The 24418-nt window shown below is 58.8% G+C and carries 31 protein-coding genes and 2 pseudogenes; 7 read left to right on the forward strand and 26 right to left on the reverse strand.

From position 1 onward, the window contains the following. Window positions 1–102 precede the first annotated feature (102 nt). Both QQ977_RS16670 and QQ977_RS16675 read right to left on the reverse strand, forming a co-directional pair. On the reverse strand, window positions 103–231 hold the full coding sequence (locus QQ977_RS16670; RefSeq protein ID WP_255518340.1) for a hypothetical protein: 129 nt from the start codon (window positions 229–231) through the stop codon (window positions 103–105). Beyond that, complete coding sequence (locus QQ977_RS16675) at window positions 231–917, reverse strand: DUF6166 domain-containing protein (RefSeq protein ID WP_285928813.1); 687 nt, start codon at window positions 915–917, stop codon at window positions 231–233. The genes QQ977_RS16670 and QQ977_RS16675 overlap by 1 nt, the downstream gene beginning before the upstream one ends. Window positions 918–1034: 117 nt before the next feature. Between QQ977_RS16675 and QQ977_RS16680 the strand changes: the two genes are divergently transcribed. After that, the gene (locus QQ977_RS16680; protein ID WP_285928814.1) at window positions 1035–2399 is read left to right on the forward strand and encodes a restriction endonuclease; all 1365 of its coding nucleotides are present in this window, start codon (window positions 1035–1037) and stop codon (window positions 2397–2399) included. Between the two features lie 13 nt (window positions 2400–2412). Here QQ977_RS16680 and QQ977_RS16685 read toward each other — a convergent pair whose 3' ends face one another. Further along, entirely contained in the window at window positions 2413–2985 is a 573-nt protein-coding gene (locus tag QQ977_RS16685; RefSeq protein WP_285928815.1) for a hypothetical protein, read from the reverse strand. Between the two features lie 350 nt (window positions 2986–3335). Between QQ977_RS16685 and QQ977_RS16690 the strand changes: the two genes are divergently transcribed. After that, complete coding sequence (locus QQ977_RS16690; protein ID WP_285928816.1) at window positions 3336–5294, forward strand: hypothetical protein; 1959 nt, start codon at window positions 3336–3338, stop codon at window positions 5292–5294. 79 nt (window positions 5295–5373) lie between these two features. On the opposite strand, the gene QQ977_RS16695 is transcribed toward QQ977_RS16690, so the two are convergent. The 3 genes from QQ977_RS16695 to QQ977_RS16705 form a co-directional block, all read right to left on the reverse strand. Next, window positions 5374–5769, reverse strand: coding sequence for a DUF7567 family protein (locus QQ977_RS16695; RefSeq protein ID WP_285928817.1), 396 nt, complete (start codon window positions 5767–5769; stop codon window positions 5374–5376). Between the two features lie 77 nt (window positions 5770–5846). Then, entirely contained in the window at window positions 5847–6212 is a 366-nt protein-coding gene (locus QQ977_RS16700) for a DUF7568 family protein (protein WP_285928819.1), read from the reverse strand. Between the two features lie 3 nt (window positions 6213–6215). Next, on the reverse strand, window positions 6216–6707 hold the full coding sequence (locus tag QQ977_RS16705; protein WP_285928955.1) for a hypothetical protein: 492 nt from the start codon (window positions 6705–6707) through the stop codon (window positions 6216–6218). Between the two features lie 345 nt (window positions 6708–7052). On the opposite strand from QQ977_RS16705, the gene QQ977_RS16710 reads away from it, so the two are divergent. After that, entirely contained in the window at window positions 7053–7238 is a 186-nt protein-coding gene (locus tag QQ977_RS16710) for a hypothetical protein (RefSeq protein ID WP_285928821.1), read from the forward strand. Between the two features lie 168 nt (window positions 7239–7406). Here QQ977_RS16710 and QQ977_RS16715 read toward each other — a convergent pair whose 3' ends face one another. From QQ977_RS16715 to QQ977_RS16730, 4 genes are all read right to left on the reverse strand, one after another. Then, entirely contained in the window at window positions 7407–7823 is a 417-nt protein-coding gene (locus tag QQ977_RS16715) for an SHOCT domain-containing protein (RefSeq protein WP_285928823.1), read from the reverse strand. A gap of 345 nt (window positions 7824–8168) precedes the next feature. Continuing rightward, entirely contained in the window at window positions 8169–9431 is a 1263-nt protein-coding gene (locus QQ977_RS16720; RefSeq protein ID WP_285928824.1) for an RNA-guided endonuclease InsQ/TnpB family protein, read from the reverse strand. Then, window positions 9428–9625, reverse strand: coding sequence for a hypothetical protein (locus QQ977_RS16725; RefSeq protein ID WP_285928825.1), 198 nt, complete (start codon window positions 9623–9625; stop codon window positions 9428–9430). The genes QQ977_RS16720 and QQ977_RS16725 overlap by 4 nt, the downstream gene beginning before the upstream one ends. 302 nt (window positions 9626–9927) lie before the next feature. After that, window positions 9928–10344, reverse strand: coding sequence for a hypothetical protein (locus QQ977_RS16730; protein WP_285928826.1), 417 nt, complete (start codon window positions 10342–10344; stop codon window positions 9928–9930). 245 nt (window positions 10345–10589) lie between these two features. On the opposite strand from QQ977_RS16730, the gene QQ977_RS16735 reads away from it, so the two are divergent. Next, entirely contained in the window at window positions 10590–11750 is a 1161-nt protein-coding gene (locus tag QQ977_RS16735; protein WP_285928827.1) for a Fic family protein, read from the forward strand. Here QQ977_RS16735 and QQ977_RS16740 read toward each other — a convergent pair. The 5 genes from QQ977_RS16740 to QQ977_RS16760 form a co-directional block, all read right to left on the reverse strand. Continuing rightward, the gene (locus QQ977_RS16740; RefSeq protein ID WP_285928828.1) at window positions 11747–12397 is read right to left on the reverse strand and encodes a DUF6735 family protein; all 651 of its coding nucleotides are present in this window, start codon (window positions 12395–12397) and stop codon (window positions 11747–11749) included. The two genes, QQ977_RS16735 and QQ977_RS16740, sit on opposite strands and share 4 nt — an antisense overlap. A gap of 67 nt (window positions 12398–12464) precedes the next feature. After that, on the reverse strand, window positions 12465–12845 hold the full coding sequence (locus QQ977_RS16745) for a hypothetical protein (protein ID WP_285928829.1): 381 nt from the start codon (window positions 12843–12845) through the stop codon (window positions 12465–12467). A 49-nt stretch (window positions 12846–12894) separates the two neighbouring features. Further along, complete coding sequence (locus tag QQ977_RS16750) at window positions 12895–13089, reverse strand: hypothetical protein (RefSeq protein WP_285928830.1); 195 nt, start codon at window positions 13087–13089, stop codon at window positions 12895–12897. A 137-nt stretch (window positions 13090–13226) separates the two neighbouring features. Further along, entirely contained in the window at window positions 13227–14102 is an 876-nt protein-coding gene (locus QQ977_RS16755; protein WP_285928832.1) for a hypothetical protein, read from the reverse strand. 93 nt (window positions 14103–14195) lie between these two features. Further along, window positions 14196–15128 carry a transcription initiation factor IIB gene (locus QQ977_RS16760; RefSeq protein ID WP_285928833.1) on the reverse strand — a complete coding sequence of 311 codons (933 nt, stop codon included), beginning with the start codon at window positions 15126–15128 and terminating at the stop codon, window positions 14196–14198. Window positions 15129–15375: 247 nt separating this feature from the next. On the opposite strand from QQ977_RS16760, the gene QQ977_RS16765 reads away from it, so the two are divergent. After that, on the forward strand, window positions 15376–15807 hold the full coding sequence (locus QQ977_RS16765) for a group I intron-associated PD-(D/E)XK endonuclease (protein WP_285928835.1): 432 nt from the start codon (window positions 15376–15378) through the stop codon (window positions 15805–15807). Between the two features lie 132 nt (window positions 15808–15939). On the opposite strand, the gene QQ977_RS16770 is transcribed toward QQ977_RS16765, so the two are convergent. The 6 genes and pseudogenes from QQ977_RS16770 to QQ977_RS16795 all read right to left on the reverse strand — a co-directional run. Next, window positions 15940–16836 (reverse strand): DNA-binding protein, encoded by an 897-nt coding sequence (locus QQ977_RS16770; RefSeq protein ID WP_285928836.1) that lies wholly within the window; start codon window positions 16834–16836, stop codon window positions 15940–15942. Between the two features lie 575 nt (window positions 16837–17411). Then, window positions 17412–17921 carry a hypothetical protein gene (locus tag QQ977_RS16775; protein ID WP_285928837.1) on the reverse strand — a complete coding sequence of 170 codons (510 nt, stop codon included), beginning with the start codon at window positions 17919–17921 and terminating at the stop codon, window positions 17412–17414. Continuing rightward, complete coding sequence (locus QQ977_RS16780) at window positions 17918–18517, reverse strand: DUF7437 domain-containing protein (protein WP_285928839.1); 600 nt, start codon at window positions 18515–18517, stop codon at window positions 17918–17920. Before QQ977_RS16780 ends, QQ977_RS16775 begins: the two co-directional genes overlap by 4 nt. Window positions 18518–18566: 49 nt before the next feature. Beyond that, window positions 18567–18902: a DUF7558 family protein gene (locus QQ977_RS16785; protein ID WP_285928840.1), complete on the reverse strand. Its 336-nt coding sequence runs from the start codon at window positions 18900–18902 to the stop codon at window positions 18567–18569. 16 nt (window positions 18903–18918) lie between these two features. Then, a pseudogene (locus tag QQ977_RS16790) lies at window positions 18919–19174 on the reverse strand (hypothetical protein); the annotation flags it as partial. Between the two features lie 159 nt (window positions 19175–19333). Then, window positions 19334–19490, reverse strand: a pseudogene (locus QQ977_RS16795) (GTP cyclohydrolase MptA); the annotation flags it as partial. 360 nt (window positions 19491–19850) lie between these two features. Between QQ977_RS16795 and QQ977_RS16800 the strand changes: the two are divergent. Further along, window positions 19851–20981, forward strand: coding sequence for a ComEC/Rec2 family competence protein (locus QQ977_RS16800; protein ID WP_285928841.1), 1131 nt, complete (start codon window positions 19851–19853; stop codon window positions 20979–20981). After that, window positions 20981–21256, forward strand: a complete 276-nt coding sequence (locus QQ977_RS16805; RefSeq protein WP_285928842.1) for a DUF3006 domain-containing protein — start codon at window positions 20981–20983, stop codon at window positions 21254–21256. Before QQ977_RS16800 ends, QQ977_RS16805 begins: the two co-directional genes overlap by 1 nt. An 11-nt stretch (window positions 21257–21267) precedes the next feature. On the opposite strand, the gene QQ977_RS16810 is transcribed toward QQ977_RS16805, so the two are convergent. The 5 genes from QQ977_RS16810 to QQ977_RS16830 form a co-directional block, all read right to left on the reverse strand. Continuing rightward, complete coding sequence (locus QQ977_RS16810) at window positions 21268–22497, reverse strand: RNA-guided endonuclease InsQ/TnpB family protein (protein ID WP_285928843.1); 1230 nt, start codon at window positions 22495–22497, stop codon at window positions 21268–21270. Between the two features lie 3 nt (window positions 22498–22500). After that, complete coding sequence (locus tag QQ977_RS16815; protein WP_007543159.1) at window positions 22501–22647, reverse strand: DUF2080 family transposase-associated protein; 147 nt, start codon at window positions 22645–22647, stop codon at window positions 22501–22503. A gap of 169 nt (window positions 22648–22816) precedes the next feature. After that, on the reverse strand, window positions 22817–23254 hold the full coding sequence (locus QQ977_RS16820) for a PIN domain-containing protein (protein WP_285928845.1): 438 nt from the start codon (window positions 23252–23254) through the stop codon (window positions 22817–22819). Beyond that, on the reverse strand, window positions 23251–23556 hold the full coding sequence (locus QQ977_RS16825) for an AbrB/MazE/SpoVT family DNA-binding domain-containing protein (protein WP_285928847.1): 306 nt from the start codon (window positions 23554–23556) through the stop codon (window positions 23251–23253). The genes QQ977_RS16820 and QQ977_RS16825 overlap by 4 nt, the downstream gene beginning before the upstream one ends. Before the next feature lie 72 nt (window positions 23557–23628). Next, the gene (locus tag QQ977_RS16830) at window positions 23629–24324 is read right to left on the reverse strand and encodes a DUF7437 domain-containing protein (protein ID WP_285928849.1); all 696 of its coding nucleotides are present in this window, start codon (window positions 24322–24324) and stop codon (window positions 23629–23631) included. Window positions 24325–24418: the final 94 nt, after the last annotated feature.

Below are 24418 nucleotides of genomic sequence, written 5' to 3' on the forward strand. Positions count from 1 at the left end.
GTCGACGTGCGACTGCATCGTCTCGCGCCCAGCGCCCCTCTCCCGGGCGCAAAAACAACGTCTCACGAACTACCATTCGACCTGGTGCGTGTCCTCACATCCTCAGCTGTCTCCGTCGGTGCGCTCCTGTCGGTCGTTGTATCGCTCCAGTTCGCGTCCGATTTTCTCGAGCGCTTCGACACCACGTTCGAGGAGCTGGTGGGTGGCTCGCGCTAGTCGAAGCGTCTCCATCAGTGCTCCCCCTCCGGGGGTTCGATGAGGTCGTTGCTCTCTTCGGCGAGTTCCTGGATTACCCGTTCCACGTCAGCATCCTCGGCAACCGTCCGATGTGCGAGCGGGTCTGGGTACGCTCGGTCGCCCTGGCTGCAGAGAATGACCAGCCACTCGTCGCTTCTCTCCCCGAGCACGATGTAGTGGTCGCGATCAGCGCGCTGGAAGACCCGCCGGTCCGGGCGGGAGACGGTCCGCCAGTTCTCGGGGAGTGTCGGCGACGGCCGTCCACCGTCGGGGAGCGCGACGACGTCGTCGGTAAGGGTCGCCATCGCGGCGTCGATCTCCTCGCCGGTGAGGTGCCAGCACGCCGCTTCACCGTCGCACTCCAGCTGTGAGACCACCTGATTCCGGAACGCGATGTAGTGCTCACGGGCGACCTGCTCATCGTCGTAGTAGTCGAGCAGGAGTGCGCACGCGAGCTGGGCGGGCCCGCTACCACTGTACCCCCACTCGAACCCGCTCGGACTGTGGTTGACGAGGTCCAGACTGCGCTCAAGGGTGAGCCGCCAATGCTCCGAGAGGTTCAGGACGACGGCTTGTCCGTCGACGCGGAAGCCGACGTACTCGACTGTGTCTCGGTGGGACTGTGCGGGCGATGCGACTGGAATCGATTCCGAACTGGCTGCAGGTACATTCCCGTTCATCGTTGCTCGCGGGCGGTTCGGTGACCCCCGCACCCCTCTCAGGGGTTCAACAAACAGGACGGCGCAGCGTTCGGCAACGTATTTGGCAGTTGCAACGTACTGTCCACATAATTGAGGATGGCTGTACTGGACGATCTCTCGGGGTTCGAGTTCGAGGACGTGATGGAGGACGTGTTCCGCAACCTCGGCTACGAGAACGTCCGCCAGGCCGACCGCATAGCTGACGAGGGACGCGACGTCACTATGGAGGAGGTCGTCGACGGCACTCGGCGCGCGATCATCGTCGAGTGCAAGCACACGGGAACGGTCGGCCGGCCGGTCGTCCAGAAGCTCCACTCGGCGATCGCGACGTTCGACTTCGACGGCCCCAAACGGGGGATGGTCGTCACGACCGGCCGGTTCACCAACCCTGCTCAGGAGTACGCCGACCGCCTCCAGCAGAACGACGACCCACATCCAATCGAGCTGCTCGACGGCGAGGACCTTCGGGAGATCGCCGACGAGATCGCCCTCGACCTCTACAACGGTCGCATCGAGATTCTCTGCGACGAGACGCTCCGCCCGTACGACCCGGCCGACGACGTCGACGCGCCAGTCACGGAGACGTTCCGCGATATTGAGAACATTGAGGCCGCCGACCTCCCAGAACCGCACTCATCGGTGACGTTCCGCCCGGTGGTGGCGGTCACCGCGGACACGAACGCTGTCTTCGAGACGTCGGTAGGCGTCATTCACCGGATCAACGACCGGACGCGATTCGTGGCCCATGCCGAACGCGGGCAGCCACAGGTCGTCGACGAAGACGTCGCAACGCTGGTCACCGAGAACCTCCACGCGACGGTCGAACTCGACCCCGAGCAGTTCGGAGAGGTGTTCGACGACGTCGAGGAGCGCCGGTTCGGACAGACCCAAACGGAGTACAAGGAGTGGGCCGTCGAGCGGCTCCAGCAGCACCACACGACGACGGTGACCTACACGGGCGACAACAACGTCACGTACAACAAGACCTGCGAGCCGAACCGCTCGGACATCTCCGTACAGTCGATCGAGCCCGTATACCTCCCCGAGGTTCGGCACACGACCGACCTCCAGGAGTACACCTACCCCTACGAGTACTACACGGCAGGCCCGTCACGAGTAACCGCCGAGGACGGCATCCACCGCTGCGTCCACTGTGACACGAGCGGCGTCGACGAGACGTACACCTACTGTCCGAACTGCGGGGCCATCGCCTGCACCAGCCACATCAAAACGGAGCGGCTGGAAGGCGAGCCGATCTGTACGGGCTGTGCCGTGACGGAACGGTTCGCGCTGAAGACGAAGTACTTCTACGACGAGGAGAACCTCGAAGCGTTCCGCGAGGAGTACGCCGCGATGCCGCTTCACGAGAAGGCGATGGAAAACAAGTGGCTGGCCGGGGGAAGCGTTGTCGCGACGCTGCTGGTCGTCGTCGGACTACTCATCATCGGCGGCATCATCTGAGCGGGCTACGCGTTCACGCCGGCTCAGCGACCAGCTCTTCGAGCGCGTGCTCAAGCGGGCCGTGGAACTGCCAGCTGGCCCGCTCGAAGGCGTCCTCGGTCGGACCATCCCACCGGGGGAACGCGGAATGACCACTCACCTTGACCGTCCACTCGGATGGCTCCTCGAACGGGTTCCGGGTCGGGAGTTCAACGACGTAGAGGTACTCTTCGTCGCCGTGGATGCCGTCAGCCGGGTTCTCGACACCGTGTCCGAGCAGGAACATCGGCTGGTCGAGGTGCTCCATATTGTCCGGCTCGAGGAGATCCGAGGGTTGGTCAGCGTGGATGCTCCGATCACGCCCTTCGTCCACGTAGAGGGTCATCGTCGAGAGCGTGTCGAGGAACATGAACTGGGCAGCGGCGTACGCAGCGCCGCGCTCTGTTCGTGTCTCGTCTAGCAACTCCTTCAGCTGGACAAGGTCACGGAGGACGCTGTCGGGATAGCCGTCCGAGTGGCGGTAGATCTGCGCCATGCGGTCGGTATCGGGCTGTTCGCCTGCGGTCTCGCTCCGTTGGATGAATCGGAGTTGACTTCGTGTCGACATCGATCACCGCCGGCGCGTGTGCGCCGGCACCCATCGCCGGTGCACCAACAAAATCACGCCGTCGTAGATATCGTGCGGATCACTACTCCCAATTCGGTGAAACCCCTCTGTTCCTGATAGAATGGCCTAGGAATACAGAGGGTATCTTCATTATTGACTCGGACACAGGGACCAAGACCGCTAATTGGACGAAGGGGGTCAGATCAACAGCCTAAGAGATGTGAATAGAAACAGAACCTCGAATGGTAAGGAAGCCATCGAACTTGGGTCGACACCGATTACGTGTGCTTAGTGGTGGACAGCTGGACACCTACGGAACTATTTAATCGTTCTGCTGTGACAAGACTATTATGCCAGATGATTTCCTCGGAAGTATCGAATTCTCTGAGGAATCGGGAGACCGTACACCGGAAGAATTTATCGACCTAACGCACGACCCTGACATCCTCTACTACTACATACTGGACTCAAAGGAGAAACTGATCTCGGGGATTGAGATAGACGCTGACGGGAAGGAAGATGAGGTGCTGGTCCACGCCAAGGTAGAGATTTTCCAGTCGGTGATCCAGTATGTGGAGGCGTTCAGTATCTACTATTTGGCGTACATCAAGGGTCGGGAGGATCTGATAGAATATCTAATTTCCACACAGCCGAAGGAGGTCAAAACCTTCTATGAGAAGTTGCGGCATGATAGGGAAGAGGAGTATCTCGACGAGTATGATATTGACTCCGGTTATCGAGACCTAATGGAAACGCTGTTCGGCTACCGCTTCATGAGTGAAGAGGCCGATGAAGAGGATCTGGAACAGATAGACCTCGAAGAGTCTTCGTTTGATTCGATTGAGGAGCTTATCGAATTCTCGGCAAAGATACTCGACGACCGTATTCGGACCGTCGGTGAATTCTATCTGGATTTCGGCAATGCCTACAACGCAGTCAAACACGGGAACCGGGCAATCCCACAGACAGATGGCGAATTCCAAATCTCCTCTGATGACGGCGAAGTCGTGGAAATGGGTGTTGATATGGAGTTCGTGCAGTTCCTCTGTAGGCATGAGGGTGATGCCTACATCACCGCTATTCCGATTGACCACCTCCTCGAACACTCCCTGAACATCGCTGATACCGTACACAATCTATTCACACACCTCCGAAAGATCGCCCAAGCAGCAATAGACGACGAGCGCGAGTTCAGTGTCCCTCTCTTTGAACCTATAGAGAGCTCTAGTGAGTCGGAACGGCAGTGGACGAAAGTGTGGAACCAGCACAGCGTCATCATACTGCCCGTAACGGATGAGATTGCAGGAATTATGGGCGAGTCCGAGGTGAATCGGACTCTTGCCTGTCGTCTACATGCAGAAGGAAATGAGATGGTAATTGAGACGGAGAACGACGAGGATATTACTGACGACTATCCCATTCTTGCGACCATCTCTCAGCAAGGGATTGTAGGACTCACTCCCCGTCCTCGTGTGAATCTGGAGGTGAATCTCAATCTCACTGACCTCGATGTCCAACACTACCTCGACCTATTGGAACTGAAAGATGCGACTGCTGACGGAACCATCACACAAACCAAACTGAGAGATGAAGCGGTGGGTGAGGAATTCGCTCTCGGAGAATTGGAGACGATGATGGATCTCTCCTCAATAGAGGACCCCTACGATCGGGAGTTGATAGAGCAGCTGGCGATTCTCCAAACTATCACGGAAACTCAAATTCCCGCGCCGATGGAGCTGATCCCACCACAGATAGAGGTGATTGAAGACTGGGCGGAATCCGACCGTGAAATTGAGGATGCTGAGCAAGCAGTAGAAGAGCTTCAGGAAATCGGTGACGACTTGGATTCTACGATTGTTTTCATCGACCGAATCACACCTGACCAAGAGGTTGTTCAGGAGCAATTCGTAGGGATGATTCCCGGTAGAATTGATTTTGACTTCGAATTTGAAACCGAAGGTGGACAAGAACAATTTGAGGAAATGATGGGGCCCTCCCAACAGTTCTCATTCCCCGCTTACGGATATTCAGGTACCCACGAGGAACTAGTCTCGTATTTGGAGGAGGATATCGAGAGAATCCATGAAGTTCTGGCAGCCTTGGGTGTTGGAACTGGTGGTGTCCCTGATTTGCGCCTCCAATATACGATCGGTGAATCTGGATTCTGGCGTACAGAACACACGCTTCGCCTCCAAATAGTCGATACAAGTCAGAGCCACGGACCTATTGAGTGTCAACTGTGTGGTGAGATCACGACGGATATCCAGACTCATCTTACTGTGGAATGTGACGTTGAACCGCTCTCTTGACATCTAAACCTAAAGATCACACACTTCATACAGCAAAGGTATTGACAAGTACCACCTGCTGAGGGGATCAACTTGAGTACTATGCCAGATGCGACACCTCGTCTGACTCCTCAACGTCGTCGAACTCGCCGCGCTCGACAGGCTCCCAGTCCTCATCCGGTTTTGGACTCCACCAGTCGACCTCGTAGGCGCCCGGTGCGCCGAGGATCTTCACGCGCGCCGACCCATCAGGCAGGTCGCGGCGCAGTTTCTCGTCGACGTGGAGGTTCCAGGTCGTGGTAGAATCGAAGCAGGCGAGCACGGCCTCCTCGTAGCCGCGCGTCTCTCGGGATTCTTGGATTACGACTTGGGTGTTGCAGTTCTTGCAGAACACCCTCTCGAAGGGGATGTGAGTGAAGACCTCCTGCCCGCAGACGGGGCACCAGAGGAACTCGAACAGTGCCTCACTGTGTCGGTCAAGTACTTCGAGGCTCATTGGCTGACTAACCCGGTCGTCCCGGGCCACCTTCTCGTGCCCGGCCGAAAAACAGCGCCCAGCGCTCACTCACTCACTCACCGTTCGGCGCCGTAGACGATGCGTGAGGGGGCTTCGTACCCACAATCGGGGCAGTCATACCACCGCTGGACTTTCGCCCCGTCTGCCGCCTTCTCGCCGACGCGAACGTCGTCGTTCGGACACTCCGGGCAGCTGAGGTCCGGAGACGGCCGCTCCCGGAGTTCGTCACGGAACGACGTCGCCTCCTTCATCTCGTATCCCCGCGACCAGTCCGGGTAGCCGTCGACGAGGATTGTCCCACGCCATTTGTACCGGTAGGAGTCCGGGGCTCGATGCAGGACGGCTCGCGCACCTGTCTCGGTGTTCCGATACGCGAGCGTTGGCGATCGGCCCTCGCGTCGCCAATTAGTGATGGGAGGCATTATTCAGAAGTGGACGTCAGCGGGTACGATCCAGAGTTCTTCACTCTCCTCGAGGAGTCGATCCAGCTGTCCACGGTGGCGAATGCCGGTTCCGTGTTCGGTGTACAGGAAGATCGTCGGGCCGTCGTACGCACCGACCTTGTGGAAGGCGTGCCGGGCGAGGTCCTCGTCGCGCATGATCTCCTCGTCGGAGAGCTCGTCGATGGCCTCTTTCACCCGGTCGAGATTACGCTCGAACTCCTCCTTCGTTGCCTCCCAGCCACGCTCGAGCAGGTCTTGGCCGTCATCGGAGTCGACGGGAGCTGCAGTTGGGAGCTCACCCCATCGCGCCTTCCCCGCAACGGACGTGTCCTCCTCGTCGAAGGTTACAAAATAGTCGAATACTGCGCAGGAATGCGGCTCAGATCCGACTAACCGATTGAACACCGTTTTTCCTGTAGCCAATGCTTCGTTTTCTGTCGATGCCTCGACGAGCGCGTAGATAACCATATGCACCTGAACCACTCCGACGCCCGTCGGCACGGTCACCGACGCGCGCCACTCTCTCGCTGGCGCGAATAGACAACTACCGGCGAAGACATTGATTCAGAGTGTCTGACAAAATAGATTTCACATTCTGTATCAGTGGGGCCGATTCGTTCAGTATGGGAGTCTCCCAAACCGGCGCAGATCTTCATCTATCAGAACTATGGGACAAGCTGCGTGCAAGATATAGAGGGTGGATGCAGCACAACGACCTCGTTTGTTTCACGACGAAAGCGGTGAAGCGTCTGCTCACTGCAGGTGCGAACTGACCGATTCCCGCAAGACATTTACATCAACCCTCGTATCATTCGATCTATGACCTCTGACAAAATTCTTGTCGGTATTCTTGGTCTACAAATAGCCGTTATTGCCGGAACAGTGGCAATCATTCAGGAATTAGCCCCTGCAGCAGAGGGTGAGATGGTTATGTTGATGTGGGGAAGTATTCTAATTACGCTTTCAGGGTTTTTGATAGGACGAGTTGATAACTTCTTTGAATAGGAAGGTAGTTTGCCTTTACTTACCGATCACTAGCCCTCGTATATCCCATCTCAGTTCGTAACACATTCGCGCTGTGAGTTCAGCAGACGCTGAACGAATTGTCCTGTCCCTGTCAGAAACAGAGTGACCGACTTAGAGAAGGGTCTCAGCAGAAAATAGCTGCGCGATTTAGCGATCTTCACGCTCCATCTCGACGGACTCTGGGGGATCATTCGTTTGTGAACCGTCAGCAGTCCGTTGAACCGACTCTATATCATCGACTTCGAGGAGTTGTTGGACTTTGTATTCAAACTCGGCCTCAGACAGCTCACCTTCCGCATACCGCCGTTTGAGCGTTTCAAGCGGATCTTCCTCGGAGTTATCTCCGTACTGCTCAGCCTTCTCTTCTCCCCACCACTCCTCTATAGCCTCCTGATCTCCGATGAGTAACGCGATGAGAGGAGTGATGAATAGCAGACCGATCAGACCCGCGATGAGTAGCCAGAACTCAGTGAACAGGCCGATAATCATGAGTGAGACGAAGAGTAGGCCGAGAATCTCCGTTGCATTGTCCCTGAGACGACTCAAAGAGGACTCCTGAGGCATATACAGCACATGGACTGCTCGGTAGAAAAAGTCACCTCTCCATCAGCTTCTCACGTTGACCTCAGCTTCCGTACTGTCTGATTCAGTTGGAATTTGGACACTGCCCCTTGACACAGACGCGCGTTGTATCTTGCACCGTGCTCTGAACATCATCCTAAACTGGTAGGATTTTCAGCGGTCAGTTCGCAAGTAGACTGAGTAGATATCTTAGTAAATAACTCTCCTAGCCCAATAGTGCCGATATTCCTGAATATGGTGATTGTCTCGTCCTCATCAAACGAAACGTATTGACATCCACCTCGAAGAGGGGATCCTCCACGCTGGACACTGGTCCACGAGAGTGACTTACGGGTTTGTGCGCTGTTCGTTGGGATTTGTCCCGATTTCGGGGGCGTCTGTGGCCGAACGCCATTCGTGATTGTCCCACTGGAACCGCACGGGCCGTGCCATCGGCCTGACTTGCTTATTTGTGTTTCGCCTGAGGAACGTCTCTGAGGCGGTGAGATCTGAGTGTCCTTCGAAGCCACACGGACAGGTTAGTGTCTCTCGATGCCGAACCGTATCGGTTTGCTCTCCACACTCAGGACACGTCTGGCTCGTCCAAGCTTCACTTTCCTCTTTTACCGCAATCCCATGTTCCTCACAGACCGACTGAAGCTGGTCGATGAACTGCTTGAACGCCCAAAAGTTCTCCAGCTTCTCGTTGATTTCAGGGGATGGTTGGATTTCGATGACGCCGGTGAGTTCGCCGATGTACACCGTTGCGATCCCCTCGTCGTGCAACCGTTCGACGAGGTCACGGATGAGGGCCTTCTGGGCATGGGTTCGTCGGCGGGAGCGTTTGCGGTAGAGCCGGCGGATCCGTCGGCTTGTGTCCTGTTCCGGCGGCAACTTGGATGACAAGCGACCGATTTCCTCGGTTGTCGATCGGAACTGTTCGAACAGTTTCTCACCGTCGTAGAGATACTGTTCCCCTGTCGTAGTCGTACAGGCAACGAGATTGTTGATACCGATATCGAGGGCGGCTTCTTCCGAAGCCAGTGCTGAATCCAGTTCCGAGTCGTCGACTGAGACTGGTTGATATGCCCGATAGGTGTCTTCGACCTCGTCGTATTGAATTTCCAGTCGCCCCTGTTCGCCGGACCACTTCGGATCGCCACGCACCTCCAAACGGAGCCGTTCGTAGTACCCCAGCCCATACTCCTCTTTGAGATCCTGGCCGACCGGAATTTCGACTCGGGAGTAGTCGCCCCACTCGATCTCGTACGAATCGTTCCGAACGAACACCCGGAGATCTCGCCCGTCCTCTTGATTCCCCCAGTAGCCCGGTGGGGACGCGTCTTCACCGCTTTCCAACAGCGCGAAAAACGACTTCCAGGCGGCGTTGTTCTTCCGTGTCACCGTCTGGACGCCGGCAGCGCCGAGTTGGCCTTTGTACTGTCCGCGAAACTCATTAGTCTCCCAGATGTTCTCGTCATCGAAGAACCGCTGGCGGCGGGCATAGGTCAGCTCGTTCCAGAAGCTTGCCGTCGCGTCCATGACGTCTTGTAGGAGCGCCTCATCCGACTCGGAGAGGGGACGTACCTCGAAAGTATTGGTCCGTTTCATCGCTTGCTTACTTCCTGCTGGTCGGGTTGCTCCCACCGGCGCGGGATGTAGCCGAACCGTTCGATCTCGGCGGCCTGTTCACGGAGAAGCCCGACGAGGACTTGCTCTGGAACGCCTGCCTGTGCTTGTTCGACCAACAGACTCTGAAGTCCCTCACGAGCATCCTCGATGGCTACGGGGTCGTTATCGCCCATCGGTGCGCTCCCGGGTATCCCCGATTTCGTATTTGAATGTTGGCGACGCCATCCGGCTCTGAGAGTTACGGTGACTTCGATCGAAGACGGCGCCGGCGTGTGGGTCCGCGCCGACTAGGCGGTCGAACACCGACTTTCCGGTGGCCAGCGCGTCGTCGTGCGTCGATGCCTCTACTAGTGCGTAAATCACCATGTGCATCTCGAACACCTCGAAACGCCGACGCACCGGGTGTCGTTGCTCGCTCCAGCTGCGCCGGCACCCATCGCCGGCGCTCGAAAACGCTTCTCGTGACGGCGGATTCTCAGGACTCGTCCGCTCGTTCGACAGTGATGGTTAGATCGCCCGACGCGTAGTCGGCCTCGAAGTCGACGGTGAACGCATCCGAGTCGTACGCGGCGTGGTAGGCACGGTGTCGTTCGAGCGACCCCGTCGCCTTGAAGTGGAAGAATGCGGCCGCCGTGTAGGGCTTACTCTGTGTTTCGACCTGCGACTCGACGGATGCGGGGAGCGCGATTTGTGGTGTGTCCGTGTCGATACTCGCAGCGAACGCCTTCGCTTCCTCGACGGTCGCCTGCGAATGTGCGGGCGTCTCGCCGGTGAGCACGTTTACCGGCGTCTCGGTATCGTCGGTGAACAGGACGTCTTCGAAGGTGTGTGTCCCGAGGATCGCCTCGGGATCCAACTCGCAGTCGTGAAACGGGTCGTCCTCTGAGGTCATCGAATCACGAGCCTACGGCGGGGCTCAGTCCTTTCTGCCCCAGAAAAACCACCATCTGCTTCGACACAGATCGGTCTACGAATGTATAGAGGCAAGCCACGCCACGCAAATCTACTGGCGAAGCTCTGGCTGATTTGGATAGGCTATTCGAGACAGAGCTATCTTAGAGTATACTTCCACATATTTGGATAGGGGATTGGCCATATCGTTATCTATATCTGTGTCAGGGCGTGAATTGGATAATAATGCGGCCTGAAGACTTTGCTGAAAACCCGCCTGGCGAGGTTGAGATGGTCGATGGGATTTTTGCCTTCAGCCCGGATCCGCTCCCACCGGATCTTGGCGCGACCCATGACCTCCTTACCGAGAACGGGGATGCGATGTACGCCGTGGGCCAGCTCTCGGATTTGGACACGTGGCTCGATTCACCGGAGGTCATTCTGAGTCCGCTCATCCACCGCGAGGCTGTGGATTCCTCGAATATTGAGACGACGACGCGGCTCACACTCTCGGATATTTATCGGCGAGAAGCTGGCGAGGAGCCTGGGACGACTGCAACAGAGCGTGCTGACATCACGGAGGCCCAGAATTATGTTGAGGCGATCACAACAGGGATCGAATCGCTTCGGGAGGGTGCTGCGTTGGATCGGGAGTTACTGTGTCGGCTACACGAAATTTTGCTACAGGGGGCCCGTGGTGAGCAGAAGAACCCAGGCGAATTTCGTGAGGATCTTGTGGGTATCGATGAACCAGGGACACCACTTAGTGAGGCACGATTTGTCCCGGCACCGCCGGCGAGTATTCCGTACGCTCTCCGGAGCCTGCTCCAGTACATCCGATCAGGGCCGACATACGCGCCGTTAGTCGATTTGGCGCTTATACATTATCAATTTGAGACGATCCATCCATTTCAGGACGGTAACGGACGGCTCGGTCGCCTCCTTGTGATGCTGGCGCTCTACAAGTGGGATCTACTACCTGGCCCGTATCTCTATCCCTCGTCGTATTTCAACGCGAATCGTGATGCCTATCTCAACAGACTCCTAGCCGTAAGTCGCGATGGGGCCTGGACGGAGTGGGTATCGTTCTTTGTGCAGGCGATTGCCGAACAGGGTCGTGAGGCGTATACTGTTGCTCGAGAACTGCTTGCTCTCCGTGATCGCTACCGGGAGCAGTACCAGGGCCAAGGTGTCGTCATTCGGGAACTCATCGATTTTATCATCGAACATCCCTATCTCACCGAACCACAGGCAGTCTCGGCGCTCGACCGGTCACAACCGGCGGTCAATCAGGCTATCCGCCGCCTCTGGGATGACGATGTGTTGCAAGAGACAACTGGTCAACAGCGCAACCGTCGATATGAAGCCCCCGCAGTATTGGAGGTCGTCGAACCGTACAATCCTTAATCGGGACGAACCGGGTTGTGAGAGGAGTTGGGGATGAGCAACTCCTGTCGCTTCCCGACCCACTCGGCCAGCTTCCGTTTCAGGTACTGTCTCGCCGTCGACGGCGTGAAGACGCCCCTGTCGAGCATATCGCCGACGATGTCTTTGAGGGCCGCGAACTGTCCCTGCAGGTGGCCATCGCCGACCGGCTCGCCGTCGTACCAGCGCACCGTCGCGAGCGCGCCGTTCCCGACCGTTGCTCCCTGTTCGACTGTCTCCGAGTCGTACTGCAGGCCGAACCACAGCGTCCGGTAGGCGGTCACCTCGAACGTCGTCGACACCACGAAGAACGCCTCGTGGTGGAGGTAGTCGAGGTGGTCAGCGACGATCTCGCCGAGGGTGAGCCCGGTGGCGCGGGGCTTCGGCTCGACGATCGTCGACGGGCGGTCTTCGCCGGCGAGGTAGCCGTCGACGGCATCTGCCTCGAGGCCATCGGCAAGCTCTGCGAGGAGCTGTTTCGCCCACTTGGAGTCGGTGTCGTCGCCACCGAACGGCGACTCAGCCGAGATTCGGTGCTTGAGCTTCAGGTTCGCTGCGCCCCAATGGCTGTAGTGGAGCGTGTACTGTCCGTCTGTGCGTTCGTACGCAACGAGTGCGCGGTGTCCCATCGAGCAATCACCTCACGGAGCGACCGCGACTGGATCGCCCCGCACCCCTCCTGGGGTACGAACAACCCTACTCGTCGATCGGATCGGGAGAATTGAGGTCTGCGTGGAGGACTTCGCCGTCGCGAACGACGTACCGCTGCGCCAGCACAGGGAAGCGGCACTTGGTGAACCCCGCCGTCTGGATATCGAACTCTTCGTCGGCTTCGAGGTGGTTGGCGAGTTCTCGCAGGAATTCGTGGGTCACGATGCCGCCCTCGTAGTCTGGGAGGCCGTTCTCCCGCACCTCGTACACTTCAAAATCGTCGTATCCCCAGATAGAGAATTCTCTGTCCTCAGTGACTTCCCAGCTGAGGGTGCCGAAACAGTGGTTCTCACAGAGCTCACGAACTGTCTGTGGATCGGTGACGACTGCGCTGCTCGATGTCGTCGCTGCTTGGAGCGTGGCCATAGGTTACCTGCAGGGCGTATATCGCCCCGCGCCCCCGTCGGGGCGATAATCACTCACCACCCCTGCTCTGCGAGGTTTCCGCAGCTGTTCGGTCTGCTCCCGTGAGGGGACTGGCGTCCTCAAGGATGGCTCTGGCACGCTCAATTTGCTCGCGATCGTCGCCCTCCAGTTGTTCGATATCGATGCTGTTGAGATTGCTGAGCGCTCGATGCAGCCGATACCCGGGTGTGTCCCGTGGATCCATTGGAAGCGCCTCCAGGGCCTGTTGGCGCAGAAAAACTCGAGGGAGTCGGCGGTGTGTCCGCGGTCAATTGCGGCTGATTAACCAACACTGGATTTGATATGATGTGATATGTTGGTTAATCTGATAGACAGCGGGAGTCACTCTGGAGCCGGTCCGAAACGAGCTGTTCCGCAGGCCTGACACTGCCAAATCGGGTTGCCGTCCCCGGCCTCTTCGGGAAGCTGTTCGCGGTCGCTGAAGCGGTGGGGCGTCGTCTCGTCACAGCGTCTACAATGAATGTGCTCTGTATTCGATCTCTGGCTCTTCCGGGGTTTCGTTCGATTTTCAGCCGGGTGCTTCTCGGCCCCAAGTATCGGGATCAGCCACCGTTCACCATCCGCGGTATCGGTCCAAGACTCGATCTGCTCTCTGTTCAGAACGCTGCGGCCGCTCTCATCATACAACCGCGACAGCGTTCGTTCACCGTCGCTGTGGCCACTCTCATCAGCGCGGTCAATATGCTTCACCGCAACCGACAGGAGCTTCCGACCCTGCTCCGTTTCGATGCGGACTGCTGCGGGAAGCTCGTCCCACGTCTCGTGGCGAGTAGTCACCGGTGTTTCGGCTACGTCGTCGATGAGCTGGCAGTCCTCGAGTGGATTCACCCTACGCCGCTGGAGGAGCGTACACGCCGCTGCTCCTTTCGCGAGTGCTGTGTAGTCGCACGTTGCTTCAACAACGGCGAAGATGATCCGGGGAACGGGAGTCGGAGCTGTATGCTCGTCACCGGTTGTATCGGCGGACTCAATATGGTGTTCGAGGCAGGTGGCACACTTGCGTTGGTCCGCTGGGATCGGCTGTCCACACCCGCGACACGCTTTCGACGTTAACTCCTCGGCGTTCGGATAGCCCGTCGCATCAAGCCGATCGTATGATTCGTCTCTCGACTCGAGAGACTGATCCGGGACGTGGGTGGCTTCTCCACGGGGCTGAAACGCCTCTCGGTCGAGTTGTCGATTCGATTTCTCCGTCACGCTGACGGGTTCATTTGTTTTCGTATTTAAATCTCCGCGAGAATAGTCAGAAGACATCGGTTAGACCTCGATGTGTTCCGCTCGGCGACCCACTCAGCAATACTGGTTTAGGAGCGTATTGTGATGCGTTCGGATCGTCACCGGCGTGGTATCAGCGACCTCCGCGAGATCCGTCTGCGTCACGTAACATCCCGTCTCTTGGGCTGCCGTGTACAGGCAAGCCGCTGCAAACCCTGTCGGCTGGACACCGGTCACGGCGCCGTCGCGTTCAGATGTTTCGGCGAACTGTTCGGCCTGTCGTCGAACGCGATCCGGCAGCTCCAGCGCTGACGCGAACCGTCCGACGAATGCCGCTGGCCGCATCGGTGGCGTCGGAAGGTTGAGTTCCCTGTTCAGGACTTTGTAGGCGTTTCGGAGGCTCGAGAACTCACACCGTGCGTACTCCTCGATGTCGTCGACGGTCCAGGTCAGGCCGTTACAGCGAATCGTCCCGTACACACTCGCGGCAGCCATACTGTCGATCGACCGCCCACGGAGGAGATCCTCCTCCTGTGCGCTCCGGAAGAGCTGACACGCCTGATTACGGACGCCATCCCCGAGTTCGAGACAGCTCGCGATCCGCCGGACCTCGCCGAGCCCGTGCGCCAGGTTCTGCTCCCACTTCGAGCGCCACCGACCTCGCCGTTGCTCGCGGCGGAGCCGGTGCAGCTGTCGGCGCTTGTCGCCTGACAGGGTGTTTCCGTTCGCGTCTGTGTTCCGACCGACCGTCGTCGAGAGGCCACGGTCGTGGCGGGCGGGGGTGAGGGGAGCCCCGGTTCGTTCCGGGTTCGACTCCGCGTCTCCGTAGTCGCGCCACTCCGGGCCACGGTCGATCGGTTGTTCATCGATGACCAGCCCACAGTCGTCACACACTGTTTCCACCGTGTTTGTCCTCACGTGACCGTCGCACTCGGGACACTGACCCGCCTGTTCGTCGTCCTGTACGTCCTCGTCGAACGTCGTCTCGTAGATATCACTGATCGCCATACGCGAATCACCAGTTGAAGCGCTCGCGACTGCGACGAGCCCCTCACCCATCGAGGGGCTCAAAAACCACCGCAATGCGTCTCTACAATCGGATTCTTATCGGAGTCGGAGGAAGCGGAGGATCCTGTCGACTCCGTTCTTGAGCTTCCGTTTGCAGGCGGCGTTGAGATCTTCGTTCAGCACGGCAACCTCGGAGTTGGGATTAATCAGACGTACTTTTCTGTAGTAGCAGTAACAGTAGATTAGTATGGAGTTGGAACGAGGTTGGCGGGGTGATGCGTCTGAAGCCTTAGTCGCAGCAAATATCCTTCGAAATGGGTATGGTGTAGCTTATCCACACGGCCACGAGCAGAAATATGACCTGATAATCGACGTTGGGTGGGACCTGTTGCGAATTCAGGTAAAAACCGCGAGCGACTATGATGAATACCGTTACGAGCTTGAAATCTCTCCAGAAAGGTATCCCGATGGAACAGTCGATATATTTGCTGGTGCCATTCACGAAGAGGGCACGGCGATATATGTGCCTGCTCACGAATTGGAAAAGACGCAACGCGTAAATTTCAATCCTCCTGAGGAAATGCCCAGCGATTGGCATCGTGAACAGGCAAACCTCCCCGGAGAGTTCTCGATAGATGAGGCACTCCGCAAAATTCGAGAGGGCCCCGATTCTCAGTAACGCGGTTCGCTGGCTATCCTGTTCTTGAGGTTGTGGCTGCGCGCGCAGCGCAGCGAGCACGGAGCGGAGGGTGGGGCGGTGGGGCTTGGGTCGGTCCGGCACACATCAAAAAAAGACGGCCGCCTCGACCCGTCAGTCCTTCCACCACCGGCGATCGCGCTCGGGGAAGACGATCCGACTGTTGTAGGTCAACGCGAGACTGCAGCGGCCCTGGTACCAATTTTTCTTCGCGCTCCACATCTGGACCTGATCGCCTTCTTTGACCCACTTTTGATCACTCTTCTCCCAGCTAGTGAACTTGATTTTCCCACTATCGTCCGCGATGAGACCCACCTGAGCGATCGCCGGGCTGGATGGATTCCAGAGTTCGACGATCTCACCGCTGACGTTCACGCTCTCTCCCGGCACCTCAGGCACATCGGCAACCTCCAAGAGGGTACTGGGCATCAGCTTGACCTGCTCGAGCGTGTCGAAGACCGCCTTCGTCGTCGACTGGCCACCCGCGATCCGGTCACCGAGCAGCCGTCCGATTGCGGCCCGACTCGGGCCACCGTCCACTTTTGCAGCGATCTGCTGGGCGTGTTGATTCACCGTCGCGAGTTCGTCCTGGGAGAGGCGCTCTCGGGGATCCGGCGTCGGCGCCACGTCCCGTCCGCCCGTCTTCTCGACCGTCTCCCGGCTCGTCCGGCGAACCTGCTCGGTGACGACCGTCCGCGTGCGCTTCGCCCGGCCATCCTGCGTTCCGAATTCGGCCTGGGCACTGATGTGTTCGAGTTCGGCTTCCCGGGCCCGGATGCGCTCTTCCTGGGCGAGGGTCACACCGTAGATGCGATCGTCGGCTTCCTGTGCGATTCCGTCCGGGTGATTGGCGTCCACCTTCGCCTGGATTTCCATATCGACCGTCGGCTGGAACTCAGCGGTCTCGTCGACGACCTCGAATCCGTCCTCGTCGAGCTCCGTCTCGTCGGGCTGCTTGTAGGCCTGTTCATCGACCGAAATTTCATTACCGATTGCGTTCTTACTGGACATTGGAACTACACCAAGTTCCGAAGGCGCTCACGCGCCAGCACCCGCGTCTCCACCGCGGGTTTTCCACGACCGTCATCGACTAGAGGCATCTGCGCTCTCGCTCGCGCCTTCGCGAGCGCCCTGCCGGGCGCGAGCGAGAGCGCCTGCACGATGGGGCACATCCAGCACCGCGCGCCGACCCGCCCGGAGCGAGCGGCCAGCGGAGTAAGCGTGGGGGGTGAGCAGCCACGCCGCGCAACCCCTCGCGCTTACCCGCTGGCGTCGAGGGCACATTCATTTTAGCCCGGCAGCCCGCCCGCTACTGCAGGCAGGCAGCCCGGAATGGTCGGTCGCGAGCGACGCGGAGGGCGGAACGCGGCGAGCGGGGCGTGCCGGTACGAACAAACCTGTCCAGCCGGTCACGTCGCTCGGTGAGCCATCCACCACCCTGGCGGACTTAGAAAGGGCGAGGTCGCCTCGGCCGTCCCCCGACCCCGTAAGCACCGCAGGAACGAGGCGCGCAGCGGCGGTCGCGGGACGTCGAGCGGCCGAGGGCTTTCGTGTGTCCTCTCCCGCCGAATCAGACTAGCAAGGAGTCAGCTGTTACCGGCGAGCAGGTCCTCGATGAATCGGAACCCGTTCACGAACGTCACTGAGTCACCGTAGCCCTCACTTGCGAGTACGGTTTCGGCGCCTTCGCCGGCCGCGATGTCGGTCGTGTAGATGTAGACCTCAGTCGCCGTTCCAGCGCTGAGATGCTGGGCAGCCAGGGCGGCGAGAGCGGCGTCGGCCCGCCCAACCTCGTCGGCAGGCCGGTCGTCGGCGTTCGCGATGTACCGCTGGACACCATCCATCACCCGCGAGACGACCGGCTCGGAGAACTCCAGCGGCGCCGCAACCGTCGCCCAGCCCTCGTTGATCGCGGTGTCAATCGGCACTTCCTCGACGTCGGGGTCGTCGACGGTCAGCTCCTCGTACACCCGTTCGGGGAGGACAAAGGCGATGTCGTTTCGGCGAGCGAACCGCCGAACGGCCTGGTACCGACTGTTCGATGGCTGTCCCATCGCGACGAACAGGCCGGTGTCGGCGATGTGGAGCCGGCTCACGCGTCGTCAGCCGCGTCGCCGTCGTCGATATCCAACTCCTCGAGTCCCGCTCCAGCTTCCTCGATGTCGTAGTGCTCGTGGACGACGGGCCGGAGTGCCTGGAGGATCATCTCCGCAGCCAACGGCGAGATGTTGAGGTCCTCCGCCATCAGCCGGTGGGTCATCTCGCCACGCTCCCGAGCGACCGCGTAGGTGAGCGCGGTCGCGAGGCCGGCGACGCCGTGGCGGCCGATGTAGGTGTCGATGTCGGCGTCCGTCTCCCGGCGGCCGACGGCGTCGATCAGCGCCGGCGTGATCGTGTACTCGCGGTCACCAGCAGTCGTCGTCACGGTCAGGTCGATCTCCCGGGCGGCGTACTGGCGTGGCTGCTCGTCGTCGGTGACGTCGACGACGCCGGCGTCGACGAGCCGGTTGACGTAGCTGTAGGCCGTCCCCTGGGCGAGTTCGAGGTCGTCCATCACGTCCTGAACGGTCGCTTCGTCCGTCCGGGCGAGGTACGCGTACAGCTGGGCGAGCTGTGGCTCTTCGAGGAGGTCAGCGACCGAGAGGAAATCCTGAACGATGTCGCCGTCGGCGCGGTTTGAGGTGCGTGACACGATTCGTTCTTGATTACAGTTTACAGCGAATCAGTAAAGAGTGTTGGGGTCACTCTGCCGGCGTCGCGACGAGATGCTCCTCGAGGTCGCGCGTCCAGTACGTCGCGAGCCCACCCGGACTACAGTGAGCGCAGAGCTGCAACGGGCCTTCCAGATGCCCGAGTTCCACCCGGAACCGCGTCAGTGCTGCGAGCGTGTCGACGACCAGCCCACAGCCGTCACAGGCGACGTGATCGCGCTCGTCGGGATCCGGCTCCGTCTGGATCGCGCAGTCGACGCAGATCGGGTGGGTGACCCGCTCGTCCTGTCCCCAGGTATGTGCCTCGCCAGTCTCGGTACCGGGCGGCGCGTCGCAGAACGCACAGCCGATGAGCGTTTGCTGCATCACTCACCCTCGTGGCGGCGTCGCGACCGGCCGTCCAGCCACGATGGAAGACGGCCAACTGAGTGGTGGAGTCGAAGGCAGTGCCACTCGGCTCGTGGACGAGGACACGGTCCTCGGGTACGGGTATAGCGGCGTCCGCGTCGATGAGGCTGTTGACCAGGCTACGGGCCGTCGCGTCGTCGACGTCCGCCGTCGCGATCCTGCGCGAGCAGGTCGGTCTCGAACTGTTCGTGGTCGGCACTCGTGTTATCGTGAGAATCGGAATCAGCCATGGTGAATCACGCCGCGCACGCTGTCGCGCGCTGCACGCCTCCCGGCGTGCACGAGAAACAGCGTTCTCGTGCGCACACCAGAACGCGCGTTCTGGGGACGCCGACAAACAGTCAAGTCGTACCGCGTCAGTATGGTCGGGGATCTCGATAGATCACGCCGCGGGCGACGTCGATAACGTCGTTCTGGTCGACCTCGAGATCGCCGTCGGACTCGACGGTCAGGATGGCGTGGCCACGTTGGGAGTGACCCCCAGCTGGGGGGGGGGACCTCGTCTAAGAACTCGGTGATATTCTCCTCGGGGACGTCGAGAGCCTCGGGTTTCCCGTTCCCCGTGTGATGGACATCCTGTCGAATGGGGTACTTCCAACCGACGACGCCCGAGTCTTCTTTAAGTTCCTCTGGTGACAAGGTGAAGCTACGAAGGGATTTTCGCTGACGTTTCGTACGTCGCCAACCCACCACCGTCCCGAGTGATTGGATCGTTGTGGCGCGTACTCAATCTTGCACGGCGCTTAGCACATCTATCAGGATTGGAAGGACCGCTGGCGGTCAATACGCAGATCTACTGACCGCGCTATTCGTCTGAGAGCGGTCGAAATTAACCCCATGAGAACCGTTCTATGACATCCTCAGAATACCGAACGATCATGTGGGGGCAACCGAATCACACAAACGATGAAACGACTTCTCTTGGTCATCCTTGTCGCAGCAATGCTCGTTCTTGCGGGCTGTGCTGATGGAACTGGGACGGATAACGGTGAGTCGACAGTAGAAACCGATGATAGTCTCGAAGATGTCGATTCGAACGGTGCTGAAGACGATACCGCAGCCGATGAGGACGACCCCGATCCAGAGAAGACCGACGAAACCGAAACCGATGAACCCGACTCAGGTGATAGTCCCGATGTCGACGGCGAGCTCGAGATTCACCACATCGACGTCGGCCAGGCTGACGCCACGTTACTAATCGAACCCTCCGGTGAGACGATGCTCATCGACTCCGGCGACTGGCGTCAAGGAGGTACCGGCGTGATCGAGTACCTCGAGGACCAGGACGTCGATCGAATCGATCATCTCGTTGCAACACACGGCCACGCTGACCACATCGGCGGTCACGATGCAATCATCGAACACTACGAAACCGAACGGGATGGCATTGGCGTAGCCTATGACTCTGGCGTTGCCCACACGAGCCAGACGTACGAGCGATACCTCGACGCCATTGAAGACCACGACGTTGAACTCCTGGTCGTCGAAGACGGCGATCACATCGAGTTCGGCGACGCAACCGTCGACGTGCTCAACCCGCCTGCAGGAGACTCGGGGTCCGACCTTCACTACAACAGTGTAGCACTCTCCATCGAGTTCGGTGAGTTCTCCTATCTCACGACTGGCGATGCGGAAGCCGACGCTGAAGAGCGGATGGTCGACGAACACGGAGACCAACTCGAGGCAGATGCCTACCAGGCAGGCCATCACGGTTCGACGACGTCCTCGACAACGCCGTTCATGGACCAAGTCACACCGGACGTGGCGATTATCTCGAGTGCGTACGACTCCCAGTACGGGCATCCACACGACGAGGTCCTCGAGGACTTCGCCGATCGGGATATCGAGACCTACTGGACCGCAGTCCACGGCGACGTCGTCCTCACGACTGACGGGAGCGATGTAGCGCTCGAGACAGAACACGAATTCTCGACTAATGCTTCGGATCTCCTCGAGGAGAAACCAGCTGACGATGACGACACCCAAGCGTCGCTCACCCACTCGGTTGACGTGCCTGCAGCACCACTAGTCGGCTAATGGCTGAAACCTACACCGCGACACTCGATCGGATCGTCGACGGACAGACAGCGGTGCTCTTGCTCGAAGAGGACGACGAGACCGTCGACCAACTCGACGTCGACGTAACGACGCTGCCACCGGAGGCTCAACACGAAGGGGCAGTTCTCGAGATCGCTGTTGAAGCGAACGAACTCCGCGAAGTCGAATATCTCCCTGAAGTTACACAGTCCCGCAAAGAGTCTGCACAGGAGCGCCTCGATCGTCTCTCGACGAGGTTATCGGATCGAGAGTGAACTACCCCACCCTACTCGCTCACCGCTGACGCGGTTCGCTCCTTGAGGGTGGGACTTCCTGTTTCCACGACGCGCTTTGCAGATACGGACGTATCCACAGGGAGCGCAGTCTCCACAGGCGTTGATTCGGAGTGACCCACTCCTACTTCTTCGAGACCGCGAGAAAGAATGTTCCACGCTGCATTCGCGTCCCTGTCCGCCTCGAACCCGCACGAAAGACACGAATGTTCACGAACCCACAGCGGTTTGTCCGTCTTGACACCGCAGGACGCACACTCCTTCGTCGTATCTTTCGGATCAACCGCGACGAAGTGCGTTCCTTCGCGCCCGCACTTGTATTCGAGCATCCGGAGGAACGTCCCCCACGAAGCCCCGGCTCGATTACGAGAGTTGCCCGGTAGTTCGACCAATCCCTTCGCGTCCAAGTCCTCAACGGCCACCAAGTCGTACTCTCGGGCGTAGTAGTTCGAGAGTTTGTGCAAGAAGTCTCGCCGCTTGCGCTTCAGGTCGGCGTGGCATTCGGCAACAACCCGACGTTGTTTTTCCCAATTCGCAGAGCCGTGTTCCTTCCGCGAGAGGTCGCGTTGTGCGCGTTCGAGTCGCTCACGTTCCTCGCTGAAGTCGGGACTCTCAATGGCGTACCCGTCAGTATCGTGAGCGTACTTGAGAATCCCCACGTCGATACCAACGACTTGCTCTGGTTTCTCAGGTTTCTCCGGCGTGTTTTCCCCCACGTCGATGCCAAACGTGGCGTACCACTCGCCCGTGGGTTCTCGTTTTACCGTGACCTGTTTGATGGTCGCACTCTCGGGGATGTCTCGGTGGAGGTGGATCGGGATTTCACCGATCTTGCTCACCCACAGGACAGGCCGACCACTCGTATTCTTGAGTTTGAAGCCGGACTGGTTGTAGGTGAGCGACCGATACTCCCGAGGCGGTTTCCACTTGAGCATCCCCACGGCGCGTCCATTCTCCTTCTGTGCTTTGAGCGTGGAGAGGTTGTCGTAGACGCGCTTAACGGCCATCTGGAGAACTTTCGAGTGAACATCGTTCAGGTCGTCCCACCACGATTTGAGGTCGGGGAGTTGTCCCTGCACCTCGTAGCGTGCTGGAATCTCGTCTGCCTCGTTGAGTTTGTAGAGGACGTGGTTGTAGAGTTGTCTACAAGTATCGACATGGTGCAGAAGCGTCTCGGTGAGGGTTTCTGTCGGGTTGAGTCGATACTTGTAGTTGTAGTGCATGGCCTATTCGTCTGAATCGGGTTCGGAGACGCGGACGACTTTCACGTCGGCTCCGCGCCAGCGTTTTGGGACGATGACGTGGGCGCTATTCCCCGACGGTTTTGCGGTTCCGTCGAGGACTTCTTCGCCTTCTATTTCGAATCTATCCATCAGCGATGTATAGACTTTGGATAGACATAAAGGTAGCGGTGGGCCTGTGGGCCGGGCGGTGAACGTGTTTGAGAAGCGTGCGGCGCTGTATCCCTTCCCTACTGCGCTACTCAGTCGCTTTGCTCCCTGCGTTGCTCCTTGAGGAAGGGGACTTAGCGCCTAATACCAGTTAAACGCCGTCCTCGCGAAATCGAACGACATCGACGTCGATCGGAAGCGTCTCGAAGTCGTCATCAGCACCGGCGATGAGTGTCGCATCCCTCTCGTGGGCGAGTGCAACACCATGAGCGTCCGCGAACGAGATGTGACCATCCGCTTTCACCTCGGCGGCAAGCCGCCAGTCAGCTCGTTCGATTTGAATCCCCCACCGCTCGAGCGCACGGAGATCGCGATCGGCAGTGCGAAGTGAGTCTGTCGTGGGTTTGTCGTCAATTCCTTCGAAGCGTGCAACGAGATAGAGTACTTCACCAGCGTTGGTTTCTGTCAGCAGCCCTTCGACAGCCCCGTCACGAACGTCTCGAAGATACTCTTCGACGACGCTCCGACCTGGCTCGTCGTAGAGGTATGCGATGATCGCTTCGGTGTCAAAGACATACCGGTCGCTCATTCATCCTCCGAGTCAGCCGGTCGGAGTCGGTTAGCACGGGCCTCTTCGCGCCGGTGTTCCTCGTGTTTCAGTTCGCGAACCCGATCGAGCACCTCGCCACGCTCGCGATCGGTGTCAGCGTGAATCCCGCCTAACTCTTCGAGTGACGGAACCGGTTCGACGATGATTCGTTCGTCTTCCTCGTAGATGAACACCTCACCGGGGGTGTCGATCCCGAACTTCTCTCGGAGCGTCTTCGGGATCGTCGCCTGTCCCTTCTGTGAGACGCGTACGACCTCTGGGTCTCGAGTACTACTCGACATATTATGTTGTACTACAAGCTCCGAGTACTACTAACTATCGGTGAGCAAATCTTCCCAGCCCACCCAACGACCTCACTCGTGGGAATCTGATTCTGCTCTATCTACTTCGTCAAGAGAAGGAAGGTCCATCTGGTCGTGGACATCCGGAAACAGATGCTCGAAGAACGGATCGTGGGTTCGGCCCACAGTCAGTGCTGGCTCGAGTGCGTAGATGATCATCATCGCTTCGGTCTCGCGAACGTCGATATCGGTCGCGACCATCCGCTGGGTCGTCTTCCCTGCGAAGTGTAATCCTGCACCCCGTAATGCAGCGATGAGTTTGCCAGCACCGTAGCGGTCCATGAAGTACTCGACGTCCTCGTCAACTTCCTGCAGCGCAAGTGCGTGCAACACTGTCGGCGTGATAACGATGGGGACGTACTGCTCGACGATGATGATCGGATCTGCTGTCAACTGCTGCGGACGTGTCGAGTCATCTCGATCGATGAGACCGAGGTCGACGAGCTGATCAACATACTCGTAGGTCGTCGATTTCGATAGCTCGAGGTCGTCCATGACTTCCGGCGAGGAAACCGGGCCCCAATAGCAGACGTAGACGTACACACGAGCCAGCGCTGGCTGATTGAGGAGTTGAACGACTGTCTCGAGCCTGGACGCGTTCTGCGCAAGCCTTGCTGGCTCGAGCGTCTCTTCGTCCATGATGTCTGTCGGTGGTGGATCCAACGCATCAATTCCACCGTCGGGACGAATGCGATCCGTATCGGCCATACTGTTTGTTCGAAGTCCATGTACTTCAGACTACCGTTGGCTCTTCTCTACTTCTGGGGGACTATTCTGGCGTAATTGTTAGATTGGCTTGAGA

The organism is Natrialbaceae archaeon AArc-T1-2, assembly GCF_030273315.1.
In the GTDB taxonomy this organism is placed as follows: Archaea; Halobacteriota; Halobacteria; order Halobacteriales; family Natrialbaceae; genus Tc-Br11-E2g1.